The sequence below is a fragment of the Pedobacter foliorum genome, from assembly GCF_013266735.1.
GTDB classification, from domain to species: Bacteria; Bacteroidota; Bacteroidia; order Sphingobacteriales; family Sphingobacteriaceae; genus Pedobacter; species Pedobacter foliorum.
Map to the genome: position 1 here is coordinate 33294 of NZ_JABSNU010000008.1, position 21162 is coordinate 54455.

General features: G+C 37.1%; 20 protein-coding genes. 15 read left to right on the forward strand and 5 right to left on the reverse strand.

The features are described 5' to 3' along the window. Positions 1-11 precede the first annotated feature (11 nt). From HQN83_RS16225 to HQN83_RS16235, 3 genes are all read left to right on the forward strand, one after another. A complete protein-coding gene (locus HQN83_RS16225) occupies positions 12-2540 on the forward strand; it encodes a family 20 glycosylhydrolase (RefSeq protein WP_246254527.1) in 2529 nt (842 codons plus the stop codon). A 380-nt stretch (positions 2541-2920) separates the two neighbouring features. After that, positions 2921-5329, forward strand: coding sequence for a DUF1549 domain-containing protein (locus HQN83_RS16230; protein WP_173091380.1), 2409 nt, complete (start codon positions 2921-2923; stop codon positions 5327-5329). A 37-nt stretch (positions 5330-5366) separates the two neighbouring features. Continuing rightward, complete coding sequence (locus tag HQN83_RS16235) at positions 5367-6785, forward strand: DUF1501 domain-containing protein (protein ID WP_217277408.1); 1419 nt, start codon at positions 5367-5369, stop codon at positions 6783-6785. Positions 6786-7101: 316 nt separating this feature from the next. Here HQN83_RS16235 and HQN83_RS16240 read toward each other — a convergent pair whose 3' ends face one another. Continuing rightward, the gene (locus HQN83_RS16240) at positions 7102-7431 is read right to left on the reverse strand and encodes a DUF3276 family protein (protein WP_173091381.1); all 330 of its coding nucleotides are present in this window, start codon (positions 7429-7431) and stop codon (positions 7102-7104) included. 69 nt (positions 7432-7500) lie between these two features. Beyond that, positions 7501-9291, reverse strand: a complete 1791-nt coding sequence (locus HQN83_RS16245) for an ABC transporter ATP-binding protein (protein WP_173091382.1) — start codon at positions 9289-9291, stop codon at positions 7501-7503. A gap of 111 nt (positions 9292-9402) precedes the next feature. On the opposite strand from HQN83_RS16245, the gene HQN83_RS16250 reads away from it, so the two are divergent. The 9 genes from HQN83_RS16250 to HQN83_RS16290 are packed head-to-tail and all read left to right on the forward strand — an operon-like array spanning position 9403 to position 15494. Further along, a complete protein-coding gene (locus HQN83_RS16250) occupies positions 9403-10491 on the forward strand; it encodes a Glu/Leu/Phe/Val family dehydrogenase (RefSeq protein ID WP_173091383.1) in 1089 nt (362 codons plus the stop codon). A gap of 33 nt (positions 10492-10524) precedes the next feature. After that, positions 10525-11475 carry a transcription antitermination factor NusB gene (nusB, locus tag HQN83_RS16255; protein WP_173091384.1) on the forward strand — a complete coding sequence of 317 codons (951 nt, stop codon included), beginning with the start codon at positions 10525-10527 and terminating at the stop codon, positions 11473-11475. Positions 11476-11481: 6 nt separating this feature from the next. After that, the gene (locus HQN83_RS16260) at positions 11482-11952 is read left to right on the forward strand and encodes a DUF1573 domain-containing protein (RefSeq protein ID WP_173091385.1); all 471 of its coding nucleotides are present in this window, start codon (positions 11482-11484) and stop codon (positions 11950-11952) included. 20 nt (positions 11953-11972) lie between these two features. Further along, entirely contained in the window at positions 11973-12305 is a 333-nt protein-coding gene (gene yajC, locus HQN83_RS16265) for a preprotein translocase subunit YajC (protein WP_173091386.1), read from the forward strand. Positions 12306-12313: 8 nt separating this feature from the next. Then, a complete protein-coding gene (locus HQN83_RS16270) occupies positions 12314-13336 on the forward strand; it encodes a YbbR-like domain-containing protein (RefSeq protein ID WP_246254529.1) in 1023 nt (340 codons plus the stop codon). Beyond that, the gene (coaE, locus tag HQN83_RS16275) at positions 13336-13932 is read left to right on the forward strand and encodes a dephospho-CoA kinase (protein WP_173091387.1); all 597 of its coding nucleotides are present in this window, start codon (positions 13336-13338) and stop codon (positions 13930-13932) included. Before HQN83_RS16270 ends, coaE begins: the two co-directional genes overlap by 1 nt. Beyond that, on the forward strand, positions 13933-14874 hold the full coding sequence (locus tag HQN83_RS16280; protein WP_173091388.1) for an MBL fold metallo-hydrolase: 942 nt from the start codon (positions 13933-13935) through the stop codon (positions 14872-14874). It abuts the gene before it with no gap. Continuing rightward, entirely contained in the window at positions 14874-15032 is a 159-nt protein-coding gene (locus tag HQN83_RS16285) for a DUF5522 domain-containing protein (protein WP_173091389.1), read from the forward strand. Before HQN83_RS16280 ends, HQN83_RS16285 begins: the two co-directional genes overlap by 1 nt. Positions 15033-15044: 12 nt before the next feature. After that, positions 15045-15494, forward strand: coding sequence for a MarR family winged helix-turn-helix transcriptional regulator (locus HQN83_RS16290; RefSeq protein WP_173091390.1), 450 nt, complete (start codon positions 15045-15047; stop codon positions 15492-15494). A gap of 19 nt (positions 15495-15513) precedes the next feature. On the opposite strand, the gene HQN83_RS16295 is transcribed toward HQN83_RS16290, so the two are convergent. From HQN83_RS16295 to HQN83_RS16305, 3 genes are read right to left on the reverse strand one after another with little or no spacing between them, the layout of a single operon-like run. Then, the gene (locus HQN83_RS16295) at positions 15514-16239 is read right to left on the reverse strand and encodes a ZIP family metal transporter (protein WP_173091391.1); all 726 of its coding nucleotides are present in this window, start codon (positions 16237-16239) and stop codon (positions 15514-15516) included. Next, positions 16239-16802: a phosphatase PAP2 family protein gene (locus HQN83_RS16300; RefSeq protein WP_173091392.1), complete on the reverse strand. Its 564-nt coding sequence runs from the start codon at positions 16800-16802 to the stop codon at positions 16239-16241. Before HQN83_RS16300 ends, HQN83_RS16295 begins: the two co-directional genes overlap by 1 nt. Then, positions 16799-17530, reverse strand: a complete 732-nt coding sequence (locus HQN83_RS16305) for a class I SAM-dependent methyltransferase (RefSeq protein WP_173091633.1) — start codon at positions 17528-17530, stop codon at positions 16799-16801. The genes HQN83_RS16300 and HQN83_RS16305 overlap by 4 nt, the downstream gene beginning before the upstream one ends. A gap of 165 nt (positions 17531-17695) precedes the next feature. Between HQN83_RS16305 and glmM the strand changes: the two genes are divergently transcribed. The 3 genes from glmM to HQN83_RS16320 all read left to right on the forward strand — a co-directional run bounded on the left by glmM (position 17696) and on the right by HQN83_RS16320 (position 21160). Beyond that, complete coding sequence (gene glmM, locus HQN83_RS16310; RefSeq protein ID WP_173091393.1) at positions 17696-19084, forward strand: phosphoglucosamine mutase; 1389 nt, start codon at positions 17696-17698, stop codon at positions 19082-19084. An 8-nt stretch (positions 19085-19092) separates the two neighbouring features. Further along, positions 19093-20241 (forward strand): cysteine desulfurase family protein, encoded by a 1149-nt coding sequence (locus HQN83_RS16315; RefSeq protein WP_173091394.1) that lies wholly within the window; start codon positions 19093-19095, stop codon positions 20239-20241. A gap of 241 nt (positions 20242-20482) precedes the next feature. Next, positions 20483-21160, forward strand: coding sequence for a basic secretory protein-like protein (locus tag HQN83_RS16320; protein ID WP_173091395.1), 678 nt, complete (start codon positions 20483-20485; stop codon positions 21158-21160). Positions 21161-21162 lie beyond the last annotated feature (2 nt).

A 21162-nucleotide genomic window follows, 5' to 3' on the forward strand; every position in this document is an offset into this window, starting at 1 on the left:
TATTAATCAAAATGAAGAAATTCTGTATTCTAGTTGCACTAATTTTTAGTGGTTTTAAAGGTGCTGATGCACAATCGGTATCGCCTTTTAAAGTAAGTAACCTTCACATTACAAGAGAGGTATTGAACAATATTGATGACATGGCTCTGTCGGTATTAACAATAACCAATAATGGAAAACAAACCTTGCCCGCTGGAGGATGGAGTATTTATTTTAACTCCAGGCCTATAAATGTTACAGGTACCGACAGCCTTAACGCAAGGATAAAATATGTTAACGGAGATTTATTTAAGTTGTATCCCTTAAAAGGTTTTCCTGCTTTAAAGCCTGGGGCATCTAAAAAGATTAAAGTCCTGTCTACTGAGATCAAAAATATTACGGATCTCTCTTCAGGTTTTTATCTTGTTTGGGATAAAGTACCTTCAAAAGGGTATAATATTAGCAATACCAATGTAAATCCGATTCAACAGGTTGAAAAAGTAGAGGCAGAAGTAGCGGCTCATGTATTTGATCAAAACAAACAGATAAAGGACATTCCTTTGGATAAACTACCAAAAGTTTTTCCAACTCCTGTTTCCTATAAAGAAGGGGAGGGCGTATTTAAACTAACATCTGGAGTATCTATAGCCGCCGAAATTGAATTTAAGAATGAGGCCAACCAATTTGCTGATGAACTGTCGGCCATGTTAGGCAAAAGACCTGCTCTTGTTCAAGCTGAGACTCAGCGTATGATTGTAATCAAAAAAGGAAATGTAAGTGGTAGCGAATCCTATAAATTAAGTGTTACACCTGATAGAATAGTGATAACCGCTGCCGAACCTGCCGGTGTGTTTTATGGTATACAATCTTTAAAAACATTATTCCCTTCCACATCTTGGGGAGCTATTCAAAAAGAAATTGCAGTAGCTGCAGTAGAAATTGAGGATGCTCCCCGGTTTGGATTCCGGGGTTTTATGATGGATGTAGCAAGGAATTTTCAATCGAAAAAACAAGTGCTGAAAGCTTTGGATGTGATGGCGCTTTATAAAATGAATGTGCTTCATTTTCACTTAAATGATGATGAAGGTTGGCGATTAGAGATTCAAGGTCTGCCTGAACTTACTACTGTGGGCTCACAAAGAGGCCATACTGTAAATGATGAGAAAAATATTCTTCCATCTTATGGGTCAGGTGCTGATACGGGCGTAAATTCAGGAAGTGGATTTTATACCAGAGCTGATTTTATCGAGATTCTTAAATACGCCGCTGCAAGACATATCCGTGTAATCCCGGAGATTGAAACTCCTGGTCATGCCAGAGCTGCCATTAAATCAATGGATGCCAGATATGAAAGGTTAATGAAAGAAGGTAAAAAGGAACAAGCCGTTCAATACCTGTTACGTGATTTGAATGATAAGTCCGTTTATGAGTCTGTTCAGGGATGGAAAGATAATGTTATTAATGTAGCAATGCCATCGGCATACAATTTCCTTGAAAAAGTAGTTGACGAAATACGCTTAATGTATAAAGAAGCAGATGCACCTTTAGCTACAATCCACTTCGGTGGTGATGAGGTTCCAAGAGGGGTATGGGAGAAATCTCCTGCAGTTGCCAACTTACTCAAAAAGGATACTTCAATTGAAGGCGTAGATGAAATGTGGCATTATTATTTCGACAAAGTAAACAAGATGCTTAAGTCAAAACAATTGTATTTGTCGGGCTGGGAAGAAATAGGATTACGCAAAGCATTGGTAAATGGAGAAAAGAAAATGGTGCTTGATGATCGTTTTACTAAAGAGAACTTTCATGCCGATGTATGGAATAATTTAAGTGGAAACGAGGATTTAGCCTATAAATTAGCTAATGCGGGTTACAAAGTTGTGCTTACCTGTGTTACCAATCTTTACCTCGATTTGGCAACCAATAAAAGTTTTAATGAAACCGGTCAGTATTGGGGTGGCTATGTTGATGTGGATAAGCCTTATTACTTTGTTCCTTACGAACTATTCAAAAATTTAAAGGAAGATGAAAGCGGTAATCCTATAGATAAAAAAACTTTAGAAGGAAAAACAGTGCTAACTGAATTTGGAAAATCTAACATTGTAGGCATCCAGTCGCCTTTATGGAGTGAAATCATTAAAACTCCAGAAAGGTTTGAGTATATGCTTTTACCAAAATTATTTGGCGTTGCAGAGCGGGCATGGGCAAAAAATCCGGAATGGGCAACAGAAGCCGATGCCTCAAAAAGTGGAGCAATGTATGGTCAGGCTTGGTCAGAATTTGTAAATATTCTTGGCAAAAAAGAATTACCGAGATTAAGTCATTATTCAGGCGGATATAATTACCGTATCCCGACTCCCGGAGTAGTAATTGAGAACGGTAAAGTGGTTGCTAATGTACAGTTACCTGGTTTTATAATCCGTTACACTACAGATGGAACAGAGCCAGCAGCAAATAGTAGCATTTACGCCGCACCTGTTGATACAAAAGGAATAATAAAATTAAGTGTGTTTAATGCTGAAGGCAAATCAGGCCGTTCAGTTAAAATAGAAAATAAATAAAGAGAACAGGACAGCACAGGTTGCTGATAAAAAAATATAATCTGATATTTAGTTAATTTATGAGGCTTTTCAAAAAGGTACAATAGCTAAGCTATTCTACGTCTCGTCATTCTGAAACAAACTATCAATGACAGAGTTTAAGCTTTCGTTATCTTAGCCCGGCCCAGCTGCAGAACCTCAGGGAAGGAAGGCTAAGATTTCGCAACTGTAAGTTCGCCCTTCTTTTGCGACAAGCTGAAATAAATTCGGCAGGACGAGCGCTTAACCAAAACGGTTATTGTTATACTTAGTATCTTTTTTAAGATATTAGGAATTCAGAATGACGAGTTTACTTTTTTGATAAACCTCATTTTTTTGACACCAAATATAAAAATCTGATTATGTTGTTACAGTACCTGGCATTCTGGCTTTGGGATTTTTTAGGGCATTTGCATCCATTGGCAGTGCATTTTCCTGTTGCCTTGCTTTTATTTGCTGCTATACTGGAGTTATTCACTCTAAAAAACTTTAACTCAAAACTCCGACACGGTATTGATGCTTTAATTATAGCAGGATCACTTGCTGGAATAATTTCTGCTGTTCTAGGCTGGTTGCTGTATAAAAATGGCGATTATAGTGGTAATGTGTTGACATTACACCAATGGATTGGATTTACAACCGCTGCTCTTGGTGTATTAACCCTAATTTCTCTTTATCAGATTCGCAAAAAGGATAAGTTTAAGCAAATTATTGTTTATCGCGGACTGCTGTTTTTTACCGCTATTGGTGTTTCTGTAGCAGGGCACTTTGGTGCTAATTTAACGCACGGTGGCGATTTCCTCACCAGCACTTTGCCTTGGAGTAAGGATCATAAAGAAACTAAACCGACTCAAAAGTTTGACTTTGTTGCTTTTAAAGCCAAAGCTGCCGATACGACTAAACTTGATAAAAAACAGGAGGTAGAATTAAGTACTGAAGTAAGAGCCATACTTGCTCATAATTGCTATAAATGCCATGGTGCAGAAAAAGTAAAAGGAGATTTAAGACTCGATGGCAAACATGTTGCCTTTAAAGGCGGTGAAAATGGCCCTGTTATTATCCCTGGAAAGCCAGAAGAAAGTGAATTGTATAAGCGTATTTCCCTTCCTGCCGATCATGAAGATATCATGCCATCTAAAGGAGGAAAGCTTTCGCAGAAGGACATAGATATAGTTCGCTTTTGGATAGCAAAAGGAGCACCTTGGCCAGAAGACGGCAGTAAAGCTACTGTTTTTAGAGTGGCTAAATTGGAACCCCGTAATCCGGTTCTTCCTGCAACTTCAAATAACCTGACAAACCCTGTCGATTTGTGGACAAATGACTATTTTAAAAAGAATAGAATATCGTGGCCGGCACTGGTAGATGACAAGATTTATCTGAGAAGAATATATCTAGATATCATAGGGTTGTTGCCTACACCGGCCGATCAGGATGCATTTTCGAAAGATACCAGACCAAACAAAAGGGCTTTGTGGGTTAAAAAACTTTTAAGTCTTGACAATGATTATGCATTGCATTGGTTAAGTTTCTGGAATGATGCTTTAAGAAACGATTACTCCGGAACGGGATACATTACCGGTGGTCGCTTTAACATTACAGATTGGTTATTTAAATCTCTCAAAGCAAACAAACCTTATGACCAGTTTGTAAAAGAGCTAATTAGTCCTACAGAACAATCAAAAGGATTTGTGGAAGGTATAAAATGGCGCGGCGTAGTTAATTCAAGTCAAAGAACCGAAATGCAGGCTGCCCAAAATGTTTCGCAGGTATTTTTAGGACTCAATTTAAAATGTGCTTCTTGTCACAACAGTTTTATCAGCGATTTAAAGTTGGAAGATGCCTATGCCTTTGCTAACATTTTTGCTGATACAACTCTGGAAATTAATCGTTGCGATAAACCTATAGGAAAATTTGTAGATGCGAGAATGCTTTGGAAAGAACTAGGTACTATTGATGCTAAAGCATCTGTTGCAGAAAAGCGCAAACAACTAGCCGAAAATTTAGTGAGACCAGAAGATGGAAGACTTTATCGTACCATAGTAAACAGGGTATGGGCACAGTTAATGGGACGTGGTTTAGTTGAACCTGTTGATATTATGGACAATGAGCCATGGAGTCAGGATCTGCTCGATTGGATGGCGTTTAATTTTGTTGCCAAGAAAGCTGATTTAAAGGAATTGATCTATCAGATTGCCACCTCCAACACCTATCAGCTTCCTTCAATAGGCTTTAAGGAGGTTGCTATGGTTAATAATCCGAACTATAAATTTAAGGGAATGGTTCGTAAAAGAATGTCGGCGGAGCAGTTTACCGATGTAGTAAGTAGTGTGATCACACCCGTGTTTGTCGATTCAAATTTGAGGTACAATCCTTTTGCAGAAGCTATTAAGGGTAAATTACAAGCAAAACCAACCTTTATCAGAGCTTCTTTAGTAGCAAATAATGGTTTTTTAACCGCTTTAGGTAGACCAAATAGAGAAACCGTTGCAACCAGCAGAGAGTCGCAGGCTAACTTATTACAGGCACTGGAGCTAACCAATGGCGTGATGTTTAATAATGTGTTAAAAACCGGAGCAGAGCGATGGAAAGCAAACTATCCGAACACTGATGTGCTCATCAAAGAAATTTACTTAAAAACTTTAGGTCGCGAACCTGCTGAAAATGAATTTAAAGTAGCCAAACAGGCGCTTGGTAAATCCCCGGATGTTGATGCGATTCAAGATTTATTCTGGGCTATTGTTTTACTGCCGGAATTTCAGATTATCTATTAACCCGAATTATGCTTAACTTAAATATAATCTTATAAAGATGAGTTGGAATAGAAGAGATTTTTTAAAGAATACTAGTGCTGCAACTTTAGCTGCAATGGCTGCTGGTATTCCTCTAACCAATTTGCTATCCTCATGCATTGGCAAAAATAATACTTCAACTGCAGACACTGTTATTTTGCTGTGGATGGCAGGAGGTATGGCACATACAGATACCTTTGATCCAAAAAAATATACGCCGTTTACCAAAGGCATGCAGGCAAATAGTGTGTTAAGTACCTTTAAATCTGTGCCTACTATTTTAGATGGAATTAACTTTTCTGAAGGGCTAGAGTCTATCGGGAAAGTGATGGATAAGGGAACCTTGATCCGCTCATATAAGGCTGGCGATATGGGACATATTTTGCATTCCAGACATCAATATCATTGGCACACGTGTTATAAGCCACCTCAATCTGTTTCAGCTCCCCATCTTGGATCCTGGATCGCTAAAGAGTTAGGTCCACTAAATCCGGTAATTCCAGCTTTTATAGATATAGGACAGCGATTTACACTAGGAGAGGGTGAAGAACTAAAGGCTTTTCACACTGCAGGTTTTTTAGGCAATGAATTTGGACCATTTTTAATTCCAGATCCTTCTGCCGGACTAGAAAGTGTGCAGCCGCCGGTAGGTATGTCGTCGAGCAGATTTGAAAAACGAAACAAACTATATTACGACCTGATCAGCAAAAGCCCATTGGGCGAATATGGTAGTGATTACCAAAAGGAATCCTTAAAAAGATCAATGGAACAGGCTTATATCCTTTTAAAATCTCCAGAAGCCAAAGCTTTTGATTTGAGCCAGGAACCTAAGGAAAGCTATGATATTTATAACACAGGTAAGTTTGGATTAGGCTGCCTAATGGCACGCCGACTTGCAGAACAAGGAGCGCGTTTTATTAGTGTAACAACTGAATACGAGCCGTTTAAAGGTTGGGATACTCATGATAATGGCTATACTCGCCTAATAGACATGAAAAAGCAGATAGATGGCCCGATAGCTCAGCTAATTAAAGATTTAGAGAAGAGTGGTCGGTTAGATCGCACTCTTGTAATTCTTGCCAGTGAATTTAGTAGAGATATGATGGTCGAAGGCCGTCCGGACGCTAAAGTACAGGAACAAGTAGAACAACCTGATGTCATTCAGGATATAAAAAACTATGGTATGCACCGTCATTTTACTGAAGGGGGATCGATGCTGATGTTTGGTGGAGGGATAAAAAAGGGGAGTGTATACGGCAAAACGGCTGATGAAAGGCCATGTAAAACGATAGAAAACCCTATAGTGATAGACCAGGTTCATCAAACCATTTATCATGCACTTGGTATTTCGCCGGATACTAATTATTTGGTGGAAAAAAGGCCGTTTTATACTACGCCTGATGGGTTGGGTAAGCCAGTATTGGATTTATTCGCTTAATTGATATTTAATAAGAGAATAATCTGTAATTACATTGGGCGTTAACAGTGGCTTTGAATAGAGGATAGTCCTATCAGTCTCTGACCTGAGTCCGAGTTGAGTCTGACAAATTATATACGATGAGCATACTCATCGTCATTCTGAATTTATTTCAGAATCTCATATTTACTATTCAAAACCTGCTTAAACGAGGTCCTGATACCGGCCTTCGCCGGCATGACGAATTCAGGATGACGAGGCTTTACTTTTTGGGATATTCCCAATAAAAAACGCCCTGTTTGTAGTTAGCAAACAGGGCGTTTTTCTATTATTTTTCTTAAAATGAAAAGTCGTCGTTTTGAACTCGCGTTCCGGCTCCTTCGTGGTTCTCAGAGTATTCATAACGTTTTTCTACCACATCCTGATGACTTTTAATGTAATCAACAGTCTCATTTAATCCTTCAGCAAATTTCTCGAAATCCTCTTTGTATAAAAAGATTTTGTGTTTTACAAAAACGCCATCTTCAAGTCTTTTTTTACTTTCGGTTAAGGTTAAGTAGTAATCTCCTGATCTTGTTGCTTTTACGTCGAAAAAATAAGTTCTTTTACCAGCTCTTACTTTCTTTGAAAAAACCTCTTCTCTCTCTTTGTTGTCAAATTCTCCCATGGTTGCTATAGCTCTTGGTTTTGGTTCGGGTAAATATAAAGGAATAATTACCAAAGTTCAAAATAGAAATTACACAGATTGACTTTCTTCCTCAAGTAATTGGTTCTGATACATTTCTGCATAAGCACCACCTTTTTGTAATAATTCGTTATGTGTACCGTGTTCAATGATCTGACCATCATCAAGAACTAAGATTTTGTCAGCATTTTTTATAGTAGAAATTCGGTGGGCAATAAGGATACTGGTCTTGTCATTCATGATTCTACCTAGATTATTTAGAATCTCTTCTTCAGTTCTGGTATCAACGGCAGAAAGACAATCATCAAATATCAGAATCTTTGGCTCTTTAATCAATGCACGGGCAATAGAAACACGCTGTTTTTGTCCACCAGACAAAGTAATACCTCTTTCTCCGAGCATGGTTTCGAATTTAAGCTCAAAGTCGATGATGTTGTGATAAACGGCTGCGTTTCTTGCTGCGGTTTCAACCTCTTGATCATTAACTGCATCAAGACCAAAGGCAATGTTGTTTTTTATCGTGTCAGAAAACAAAAATACCTCCTGTGGCACAAATCCTATCTGGTTACGATAATCTTGCAAATTAAGGTCTTTTAAGGCCTTGTCGTCAATTACTATTTTTCCTCCGTCTACATCATACATTCTCATGAGTAGATTGGCTAGGGTAGATTTTCCAGATCCTGTACGGCCAATAATTGCCACAAATTGTCCCTGCTCAATTTCAAAGCTTACATTTTTTAAAGCTGTGATGCCGGTATCCGGATAGGTGAAACTTACATTTTCGAACTTGATATTCCCATTTATGGCTCTTTTTTCCTGAGTATTGGAGGTAATATCTGGTTTGAGTTGTAAAAACTCGTTAATTCTTTTTTGCGATGCAGATGCCCTCTGTATCAAGGTGGTTACCCATCCAAGCATGGAGACAGGAAAGGTAAGCTGATTAACATATACAATAAACTCAGCTATATTTCCGGGTGTTATCGATCCGTCAATTACTTGCTTCCCACCAACATAGATGGTGAGGATAGTACTTAAACCTACCAATAGGAGCATTGTCGGATAAAACAGCGCTTGTACTTTAACCAAGCTCATTGCACTATTCTTATAACCCTCGCTCTCAGCAGCAAAAACTTTTTTGGTATGTCCTTCACGGACATAGGATTTTATTACTCTGATACCCGAAAATCGTTCTTGTACAAAACTCGATAAATTTGAAAGTTGCTCTTGTATCTGCTCACTTTTGTGGTTGATAAGCGTATTTACATAATAAATGATGATAACCAATGCTGGTAAAGGGAGCAAACAAAAGATAGCTAATGTGGCATTAACAGAGAACATCGCATAAATAACCAGTAAAAAAAGAACTCCGGTATTTATAGCGTACATAATTGCAGGCCCCACATACATTCTAACCCTGTTCACATCTTCAGTTGCTCGGTTCATCAAATCGCCTGTATTATTTCTGCGATAAAAGCCTAGACTGAGTTCTTGATAATGGGCATAAATTTCATTCTTCATGTCGTACTCAATATGTCTCGACATGAGAATTATCGTTTGTCGCATAAAGAAAAGGAACAGCCCCCTTAGCAAATAAAGTACTAAAACAAGAGCACCAAAATACAATAAACTGTAAGAGAAAATGTCGTATATAATTTCACGACGCTCAAATCCATTAAATAAGCTGTAAATCTGGATGTTTTCGGTAATTAAATTGAAGGCGTGACCAATAACCTGAGCTGGGATTACACCAAAAATATTTGATATAACCACAAAGAAAACTCCTGGAATAATCCACCATTTATATTTATAAAAGTACTTGTTTAAAAACCGAAGATGTTTCATGAGCAGGTAAAGTTAGCCAAATGGTGATAATTTTTTCAAAGACTTTAGTTAAAACAATGTAAATAATGTTTTTTTGACTAGTTTTGCGGCTTATCTGATAAACAAAATTATATGTCTGGTAATAGTTCTATCGTAAATTCCGTTTTAGATCAAATTGGTGCCTCTGGGCATAAAAAGGTTGTTTATTGTAATGATCCCGATACCGGTCTGAGAGCGATTATTGCTATTCATGATACTACATTGGGCCCTGCAATAGGTGGAACAAGGATGTGGAATTATGCTACCGAGGCCGAAGCTCTTGAAGATGTGCTTCGATTATCGAGGGCAATGACATATAAAGCAGCCATTACCGGCCTTAATTTGGGCGGGGGTAATGCGGTAATCATTGGCGATTCTTACAAAGGGAAATCTGAAGCCATGATGCGTAGCTATGGTAGATTCATTAAAAACCTAAACGGAGAATTTATTACTGCCGAAGATGTTGGTACCAACACAAGGGATATGGAATATATCCAGATGGAAACCAAACATGTTACAGGAGTTCCTGAGTCATTGGGAGGAGCCGGGAATCCTGCGCCAACAACAGCTAAAGGTGTGTTTTTAGGTATTAAAGCTTGTGTTAAAGAAGTTTTTGGTACTGATATGCTTGCTGGTCGTTCGGTAGTAGTGCAAGGTATTGGTAATGTTGGAGAACATTTGGTTGAATTGCTTAGAGCTGAAAATGTAGAAGTTTACATCAGCGATATCAATGAAGATCGTTTGCAGCATGTAGCCCGTACTTATAAAGCTAAGCCAATCTCTGCAGATAAAATTTTTGGTTTAAATGCCGATATTTACGCTCCTTGCGCTCTTGGTGCAACCGTAAATTCTAAAACCATTGAAAAAATGAAGTTTGCTATCATTGCAGGTTCTGCTAACAATCAGCTAGCTGATGAGCAGGTGCATGGTAAATTACTTTTAGATAAAGGGATTTTGTTTGCTCCCGATTATCTGATCAATGCAGGCGGTTTAATCAGCTGTTACTCTGAGCTTACAGGGTATGGTAAAAAACGTACCATGCAACTTACAGAGAACATTTACAATGCTACACGTGATGTAATTAAAATGTCTAAGAAGGATAATATCCCGACTATATGGGCAGCTAATCGCATTGCAGAACAAAGAATAATAGATATAAAGAAAATAAAATCATCATTTTAATAAACAGGTAATTTACCACTCGTTCTTACATTCATGTTAAACAGAAGGCACTTAAGAATTAAAGCTTTGCAAAATATATTTGCTTGGCACATGACAGACAAAAGAGATTTAGCTTCATCTAAGAAGGCTCTTATGCACAGTATTGATAATGTATATGAAATGTACATTTGGATGCTTTCTCTATTAGTAGAGGTTACGGAATATACCGGTGTTGATGCATTGGAAAGGGCTAATAAGCACCTACCTACCGCAGATGACCTTAATCCGAACCTAAAATTGCTGAACAATACGTTCGCCATTACGTTAAAGAATAATCCTGATTTCATTGCTGCTGTAAACAAATACAAAATCAACTGGATGTCAGATCCGGAATTTGTAAAAGCAATTTTCAATACTTTGAAAGTTACTCCAGAGTACACCGCATATCTTGCCGATCAGGATAATAGTCTGGAAGAATCTAAAACAATCATCAAATTTATCTTTAGAAAAATCATTCTAAAAAGCCACAATATTATACAGGCTTTTGAGGATAAATTTATCAACTGGTCTGTTGATAAAGAGGTGATGCAGGGTATGGTTGCTAAAACTATCAAAAATTTTACATCAGAAGATGCATTCGCAAACAAGCTTACTCCAATTAGTCAGGATTGGGAAGAGGATAGCAAATTTGTTGAAGATTTGTTTATCTATACGCTTAGGAATGATAAAGATTATCAGGCACTTATTGCAGAACGTACCAAAAACTGGGAGTCGGAGCGTATTGCTTTGATGGATACTATTTTGATGAAAATGGCGATTTGCGAACTGCTAAATTTCCCATCAATTCCAGTTAAGGTAACTATTAATGAATATCTTGATTTATCAAAAGATTACAGTACGCCGAAAAGTAATTCATTTATTAACGGTATCTTGGATAAAATTATGGGCGACCTTAAAAGAACAAATAGCATTACTAAAATTGGTCGTGGACTTATAGAAGAATAAATATTTATGAAGAAAATCTTGTTACTTGCAGCAGTTGCTTTAACATTAGCATCATGCCAATCTAAAACTAACAAAAACACTGATGCGACAACACCTGTTATTGATACTGCAGAAGCTGCAGCGAAAGCAGACTCTATTAAAGCAGCAGAAATACGTAAGGTAGATGGACCGGTATTAACTTTTGAAACTACCAATTATCACTTTGGTACAATAGAAAAGGGTGAAAAGGTTTCTTATAGTTTCAAATTCAGAAATACAGGTAGGATGCCTTTGATAATTAAAGATGCTATTGCAACTTGCGGTTGTACTGTTCCTGAGGTGCCAAAAGAGCCAATTAAACCAGGGCAAGCTGGGGAGCTTAATGTAGTATTTAACAGTGCAGGTAAAACAGGCAGACAAGATAAAGTGGTTTCGGTTAGATCTAATGCACTTAACAGCGCAATTGAGCTACACTTAACAGGAGAGATTAAAGAATAATAAATTTATAAAATAACAATATGATATCGACAATAATATTACAGGCTGCTGGTGGTAGCAGTATGTTAAGTACTTTAGTGCCAATGGTATTAATCATGGTAGTGTTTTACTTTTTCATGATCAGACCTCAGGTTAAAAAAGCCAAAGACCATAAAAAATTGGTTGAAGATTTGAAAAAAGGAGATAAAATCGTTACTACTGCAGGTATACATGGCAGAATTGTGGATATGAATGATACTACTTTCCTTATTGAAGTTGAAGGTGGTACAAAAATTCGTTTCGATAAAACTGCAATCTCTTTAGATGCTACAAAAGCTGCAGCCCCTAAAGCTGTTGACGCTCCAAAGGCATAACTTAAATAATGTTTTTAAAGCCGCTTCCATCCGGAAGCGGCTTTTTTGTTTTATTTTTATCTAAGTTTGTTTACTTTACAATTATGCCGTTTATAAAGCTTACAAAAATAGAACGCAAACGCTTCCTGGTTTTAATTACCTGTTTATTATTGGCAATTGGAGCATGGCTGTTAATGGCTTTAAATAATAAATACGTTTACACGGCTAAAACGGTATTGGTTTATAAAAACTTTCCTCAAAAGCGCGCTTTCCACGCACTTCAATCAGATACTGTGGATTTGCAGGTTGAAGGATCAGGTTGGCAGTTATTATTTGCACGACTAAGGGTTAAACCTCAATCAATAGCCATCAATCTCGAAAAATTAAACAATCGCAACTTTATTCTTTTTTCTGAGCAATTGTTTAGTGTAAATAGACAATTGGAAACATCACAAAAGATAATTTCAGTAAAGCCAGATACACTTTACTTTGATTTCTCAGAAAGAACCGTAAAAAGAGTACCAGTAAAACTGGTATCAGATTTTACCTTTGTAAAACAGTATGGGGTCTCAGATGATATTGAAATCATTCCTAAATATGTGACCTTATCAGGCCCCGAAGAAGAACTGAAGAAAATTAAAGATTGGCCAACTGATTCTTTAGAACTCAAAGATGCTCAAGGTACCACAGTTTCAAGGATAGCAATGACTCAAAACACGATGAAGAATGTTAGCATTTTTCCGACGAGTGCCGAGGTAAAGGTGCCGATTGATGAGTTTACTGAAAAAACAATAGACCTGACACTGAGAATTATAAACAACAAGGAGTACTATAGTGTTAAGCTCTACCCGAAAAAGGTTAAAGTCACTTTTTTGGTAGCTTTGTCTAAGTATCAGCAGATTAATGAGAATTTTATAGATGCGGTTGTTGATTTAGATGAGTGGAGAACGCTTAAGCACAATCAATTGAGAGTGAAGATAACCCGCTTTCCGGATTACTGTAAGTTGGTAAATATTGTTCCGGATAAGATTGATTTTATAATAGAAAAGTAATGTTAAAAGTAGGGATTACAGGGGGAATTGGTAGCGGGAAGACTACTATTTGCAGGATTTTTGAAACACTGGGGATTCCGGTTTTCTATGCTGATACCGTAGCTAAAGAAATCATGGTAAATGATGCTATTCTTATTAAAGGTGTTAAAGATGCTTTTGGTGACGAAAGTTACCTGCCTGGTGGCATTCTTAATAATAAACATATTGCAGGTATCGTATTCAATAATGCTGATGAACTGGCAAAATTAAATGCATTAGTGCACCCCGCAGTTTTTAGAGCATTCGATAACTGGGTTATTAAGTTGCCCAAAAATGTACCATACATCCTTAAAGAAGCTGCTTTATTATTTGAAAGCGGCTCTTATAAAATGTGCGATAAGAATATACTGGTAACTGCTCCTTTAGCACTCAAATTAGCTCGTGTAACGAAACGTGATGGGGTAACTGAAGATCAGGTTAAAGCAAGAATGGATAAGCAGTTTATCGACGAAAAGAAGGTAGAAATGGCTGATTATCTAATTAATAATAATGAAACAGATTCGCTCATTACTCAAGTAATGAATCTCCATCAGCTGTTTCTTAATACCAAACCTTAAATGATATTAGAAGATTTTATAGAGATCGATAAAACCGGTCTGTTTTGCAGGTATGGTAATTTTTATCTTGACCCAAAAGAAGCTGTAAAAAATGCAGTGATTTCTCATGCCCATGGCGACCACGCTGTTGGGGGCAATATTAATGTTTATTGCACAAAAGCAACCTCTTTGTTTATGCTTCATCGCTATAAAAAGTTTGCGGGTAACGAATTCAATATTATGGATTATCATCAAAGCTTTGATGTGAATGGTGTAAAGGTAAGCTTTATCCCAGCCGGACATATTTTAGGTTCTGCAATGGTGTTAATGGAGTATGAAGGAGTGAAATACCTTTATACCGGTGATTATAAGCTGCAACCTGATAAAACCTGCGAACCTGTAGAGTTTGTTGAAGCGGATGTGTTGATCACTGAAACAACATTTGCGGACCCTGAAACGCAACACCCAGTAGCGGAAGAGGAGATACTTAAATTGAACTCCACTAAAAGCAATATCATGCTTGGGGCTTATGCTTTAGGAAAATGTCAACGTCTGATCAGTTTGATGAATGATTACTGTACAGAAAAAAGGATACTTGTTCACCATAGTATGTTGCCTTTTGTGAAAATATATGAGCAAATGGGCGTAAATCTTGGAAAATATGAAATCTACGACCGTAAGGTAATGAAGAATAATCATACCGATATGGTATACATGGTGCCTCCAATGGTTTTTAAAAGCTATTTTAAAGCGATTAATGTGATCCGGATATTTGCTACAGGCTGGAAACATTTGCAAAGTAATCATGAAATTCAGTTGTATATATCAGACCATGCAGATTGGAATGATATCGTTTTAACCATCGAGAAAGTAAAACCAAAGCAGGTTTGGACAAATCATGGTAATGGGTTCCATTTACAGAAACATTATGAAAAAAGTTTGGTAGTTAAATTGCTTAATTGATGAAAGAAGGTGTAGACTATTACTTCAATGAGAATGGGTTTATGGTTTTTACAGAAGCTTACCACCTAAAACGTGGGTATTGCTGTAAAAATAAGTGCAAACATTGTCCATGGGGATTTGGAAAGGAAAAAGTAAAAACTACACCACCAAACAAATAAATTAACGAAAAGATGCAGTTGCAGAAAGAAACGCTAACCACGCGATTTGAGAGTATTCATCACCAGGCCATTGTAAATGTGTTCCATACCAGCAATTGGTGTACGGACAAATTGAAACAGGCCATTTTACCTTATGAGGTAACCACTCAACAATTCAATATTCTCAGGATTTTACGCGGACAAAACCCTAGTCCATCTACCATAAATCTCCTGAAGTCGAGAATGCTTGATAAAATGAGCGATACCTCAAGGATAGTAGATAGATTGGTGCAAAAAGAACTGGTTATAAAAGAACCTAATGGTACTGATAAACGTGCTGTAGACATTAGAATTAGTGATAAAGGGATGGAGTTACTTTCCCTCATGGATCAGGAAGTTAGCCTTTCTGTATTTATCTCATCAAATTTAACGGAGCAGGAAGCGATGGATCTAAATATATTACTTGATAAAATGAGGGGTTAAAATAACCCCTTTATAGAATTTAGTGCGAATGTGCTGAACTAAAATATCCAATTAATGCGATGCCTATCCCGCATAATACGGCAATCATTTTACGTTTAGATACTTTATGATCTACACTTGATTCAAATAGGATAGTAGTGGAAATGTGTAAGAAGATACCAATTACAATTCCCATAATTCTATTGAAATAGTTTTCGATACCGCCTATGGTGCCATTGCTAAGCCCATAACTTACATAAAATCCAAGTGGTGCCATTACTGCAAAAATACCTATGTAAACAAGTATATTACTTCTTTTGAATTGGTTTTGCATTAAAATACTCGCTAAAGCAAAGGCCGCAGGGATATGGTGAAGTGAAATTCCAAAGATCAGTGCATTGTGCTGATCCTTAGCTAAAGGCATACCCTCAAGAAAAGCATGAAGACAAAGGCTAATCATAATTCCATAAGGGAAAACCTTAGTTTCATGATGTTTATGAATGTGACCATGCTCTACACCTTCAGAAAACTGTTCCAAAAATATCTGTAATAAAAACCCTATAAGGATAAAAATCCCAATTTCCTGCGGGTCTGAGCCACTATATGCATCCGGTATTAGATGTAAAACTGTTATAGCGAACAAATAAGCCCCACTAAAAGAGAGAATCAGTTTTAATAGCTGAGATTTGTCGCTTTTTACTAAAAAGATAGCCGAACCTCCTAAAAATGCACTAAAAAATAGAATCAATACTTTCCAGATTTCCATTATAACTGTGGTTGTAGTTTTTTATAAATTTTTGCTGTTAATAAGCCTATAAGCGTACCAAGTATTGCGCCTACCATAGTATCTATAGGGTAGTGAACACCTACGTAAATCTGAGAAAACGAAATGATAAAGGCCCAAAAGAGCCCAATAGGCAATATTGGCTTCCATCTGTGGTAAAACACAAAGATAAGAAAAACCGCTATGGCAAAATGGTTTGTAGCATGAGCAGAAGGGAAGCTGTAACCACTTCCGCAAGGTACACGATGAATAATGTCGTTTACTAGAGTAATTTCATTACACGGCCTTATTCGGGCCACTAAGGGTTTAATAACTCTTGATGATACTAAATCGCCAATAGCGAAAGTGACTAATAACATCCCGATAATATACCAGCCCTTCTTTTTATACTCAATAAAAGAGAAAACGATAATGAACAGATAGAGGGGTGCCCAAAAAAAACGGTTGCGCATCAAAGGCAACAACCAATCAAAAAATGGATTGGCAAGTCCTCTATGGATCTTAAGGAAAAGTTCTACATCAAATTGCTGTAAACTTTCTATCATGCTTTTTTGCAAATTAGTATTAACCGGTCAGACTTTGTTTCATCAAAGGGGTCTAATCCGTAGCTTCCAAAAGTTGCTGAGATTTTTAATCCACTTTTTTCAAACATACGCTCAAAATCAGCAAGAGTAAAGGCCTGTACACGCTCTTCAAACGCATAAGGTTTACCTCTATGTTCAAAGTTAATGTGTTTGATTATCTTTCCTTCAGCAACAAATTTATTTAAATGAAACTCTATACCTTCAACAGTCTTTGTTTCCTGATGGGTAAGATTTTTAATGATCTTTTGCGTGTTGAAATAATCAATAACTAATGTCCCGTCCGCTTTTAGGCCTTTTCTGAAAGCTTTAATGGCATTTACATGGTCTTTTTCCGTTTCAAAATAGCCGAAACTGGTAAAAAGGTTCATGGCAATGTCGAAATAATTGATGAAACACAATTTCCGCATGTCATGAACAAAGAAATGAAGATTCTTTTGTTCAAATTGCTGTGCATACTTAATGCTCTGCTCAGATAAGTCGATTCCAGTTACATCATACCCCTTTTTATTTAGGTAAATTGCATGTCGGCCCCTTCCACAAGCTATGTCTAAAATTCGTGAATCAGCAGCTGGCTTTAGATAAGCAGAAAGGTTGTCAATTAAAAACTCTGCTTCGGCATCATTACGCTGACTATAAAGTATATGATAGAAAGGAGAGTTAAACCAATATTGGAACCATTTTCGCTGCATAGAGCCTGTATTTTGATGTTTTAGAAAAAAAACAAACTTAGATAAAATTGTTCTCATAAAACAATTTTATCGCTAGCTCCCCGAGTATTTTTTTACGAATGCGTGGTACTCCGTTAACCTGCTTTGCCTATTTTTTGTTATTTTTGGAAAAAAATAATCAACAAATTGACACTAATAAAATCTATTTCTGGAATAAGGGGGACAATCGGTGGTATTGCCGGTAATGGTTTAACCCCAATCGACATTGTAAAGTTTACTGCAGCTTATGGTTCGTGGGTAATCAGCAAAACAAATAACAAAAAAATTGTCCTTGGCCGTGATGCCAGGATCTCTGGCGAAATGGTTAATAATCTGGTTATTGGTACCCTGCAAGGTTTGGGTATTGAAGTAATCGATCTTGGTTTATCTACCACACCAACTGTTGAAATTGCTGTTCCTATGGAAAATGCCGGTGGCGGTATAATCTTAACAGCGAGCCACAATCCAAAACAGTGGAATGCGTTGAAACTCCTTAATGAGAAAGGTGAATTTATTAGTGATGCGGATGGTAAGGATGTTCTTGAAATTGCAGAGAAATCTGAATTTGCATTTGCTGATGTTGATGATTTGGGCAAAGTAGTAAGTAACGACACTTACCTACAAAAACACATTGACATAATTTTGGCTTTGCCATTGGTAGATGTTGAAGCCATCAAAGCTGCTAATTTTAAAATTGCGATTGACTGTGTTAATTCAACCGGAGGTATATTTGTACCTGCTTTACTAAAAGCTTTAGGTGTTGAAACCGTTCATGAATTGTATTGTGAGCCAAATGGTCACTTCCCTCACAATCCTGAACCACTTCCAGAAAACTTAACTGAAATAGCTAAAGTTGTACAAAGTAAAAATGCTGATCTTGGTATCGTTGTAGATCCTGATGTTGATCGTTTGTGCTTTGTTTGCGAAGATGGATCAATGTTTGGTGAGGAATATACTTTAGTAGCTGTAGCAGATTATATCCTTCAAAACACACCGGGTAACTCTGTGTCTAACCTTTCTTCTACAAGAGCACTTAGAGATGTTACTGAAAAATCTGGTGGAACTTACAATGCATCAGCAGTAGGTGAGGTTAACGTGGTTAACAAAATGAAAGCTACAAATGCAATTATCGGTGGAGAAGGAAATGGTGGAATTATCTACCCTGAACTTCACTACGGTCGTGATGCTTTAGTTGGAATTGCGTTGTTTTTAACTCACCTAGCTAAATTTGGTAAATCTATTTCACTGTTGCGTAAAAGCTATCCTGAGTATTACATTTCTAAAAATAAGATCACATTAACTCCAGAAATGGATATTGATGCCTTATTGGTTAAAGTTCAGGAGAAATATAAAGATCAGCCAAACAGTACAATTGATGGTTTGAAAATTGAATTTGATAAAGAGTGGGTACACCTGCGCAGATCAAATACAGAACCAATTATTCGTATCTATAGTGAGGCCGGATCTGAAACTGTAGCTGAAGGTTTGGCTACTAAAATCATCTCCGACATCAAAGAAATATTAAAACTGAGCTAATACAAAAAATGGAAAGAATTTATTTAGATAATGCTGCAACTACACCCCTGGATGCAGTAGTGATAGAGGAAATGGTTAAAGTGATGAATTCTTATTATGGTAATCCATCATCCATACATGCCCAGGGACGTGAGGTACGTACATTGATTGAAAAGGCAAGGAAAACTGTTTCCGGACTTTTAAATGCGACGCCTGCAGAGATTTTCTTTACTTCAGGAGGTACTGAGGCAGACAATACGGCTATTCGCTGTGGTATTGCTGCCTTTAATATCAAACACGCCATTACTTCTAAAATTGAGCACCATGCTGTAGAGCATACGCTGAATATGCTTTTGCAGCAAGGTGTAATTGATAAGCTTAGCTTTGTTAATGTAGATGCTAAAGGTAATATCGATTATGATCACCTAGAAGAGTTGCTTAAAAACAATGAGCGTTCTTTTGTTTCCCTAATGCATGCAAATAATGAATTAGGAACTTTAACTAATCTGGAAAGAGTAGGAGATATTTGTGAACAATATAATGCTATCTATCATTGTGATACCGTACAAACCATGGGGCATTATGTACATGATGTAAGAAAGCTTAAAGCTCATTTCATTGTATGTGCAGCTCATAAATTGCATGGCCCTAAAGGTGTTGGTTTCCTTTATGTTAACCATACCGTAAAAATCAGTCCAATGATTTTTGGAGGTGCTCAAGAGCGTAATATGCGCGGTGGAACAGAAAATGTTTACGGTATTGTTGGTTTAGCAAAAGCTTTGCAAATAGCGTACGGAGAAATGGAACAACATCAAAACTATATACAGGAGTTAAAATCCTATATGATGGAAAGGTTAAGCAATGAAGTGCCTGATCTATTTTTTAATGGAGAAACAGCGCCTGAAAAAAGCTTGTACACTGTTTTAAATGTTTCTTTCCCGGCGATGGATATGGCCGATATGCTTTTGTTTAATCTTGATATTAATGGGATTTCTGCTTCTGGTGGAAGTGCTTGTTCATCAGGATCTAATATTGGGTCGCATGTGCTAACCGGTATAGCTGCTGATCCTAATCGTCCATCGGTAAGGTTTTCTTTTAGCAAATACAACACGAAAGAAGAACTTGATTTTGTAGTTGAAAAAGTAAAACAGATTGTTAGCCAAAATGTAACGGCTTAATTAAATAGAGAATAAAGTATCTTTAAAAGCTAAAACATCATTTTAAGATGTTTTAGCTTTTTTGTTTCAACGGAATATTTATAAGAGTAAATAAAAAAAACTCTATCTTGCTTTACTAAATATAAATGCAGTCAAAATAACTCTAATCTTTATATGATTACTTTGTTACCATCATCAGCTAGGGAATCTTCATTTTATTATGTTTATTTGTGTGCTAAATCGATTAAATTTAATGTTTAATATGAAACGGACCACAACATTATTATGCGCTGCAGCTTTGGTGATGATCTCTGGATATCATTTAAAGGCTCAGGAAAAAGAAACCATTAAAAAAAATGGACTTACGCTTCATTTTACCAGTCAGGATCCAACATTTGACCCTGCACTAAAAAAGAAAATGATAGAAACTTTCTTTAAAGTTTATCCCCAACTTAGTAAAGAGTACAATAAAAAAACCGATAAGGAAGTCTATTTTGAGATAGATACCGCCTATGATGGGGTTGCAGCAACAGGAGGAGGTAAGGTAACTTACAGCTCAGCTTATTTCAAGAAATTCCCGGGAGATGTAGATGTGGTAACTCACGAAGTAATGCACATAGTTCAGAATTATGGCCGTAGTAAAGGACCGGGATGGCTTACCGAAGGCATTGCAGATTACGTGCGATATAAGTTTGGCGTAGATAATCCAGGTGCAGGTTGGGCACTTCCAGAGTTTAAAAACACACACACTTATAAAAATAGCTATAGAATAACCGCAAGATTCCTTGCATGGTTAGAAAATCACGGCAACAAGGGAATAGTTCAAAAACTAGACTCAAGTTTGCGCGATCACACTTATACAAACGAAATATGGGAAAAGGAAACAGGTAAATCTTTAGATGACCAGTGGAAAGCATATTCAGAAAATCCAGCATTATAACC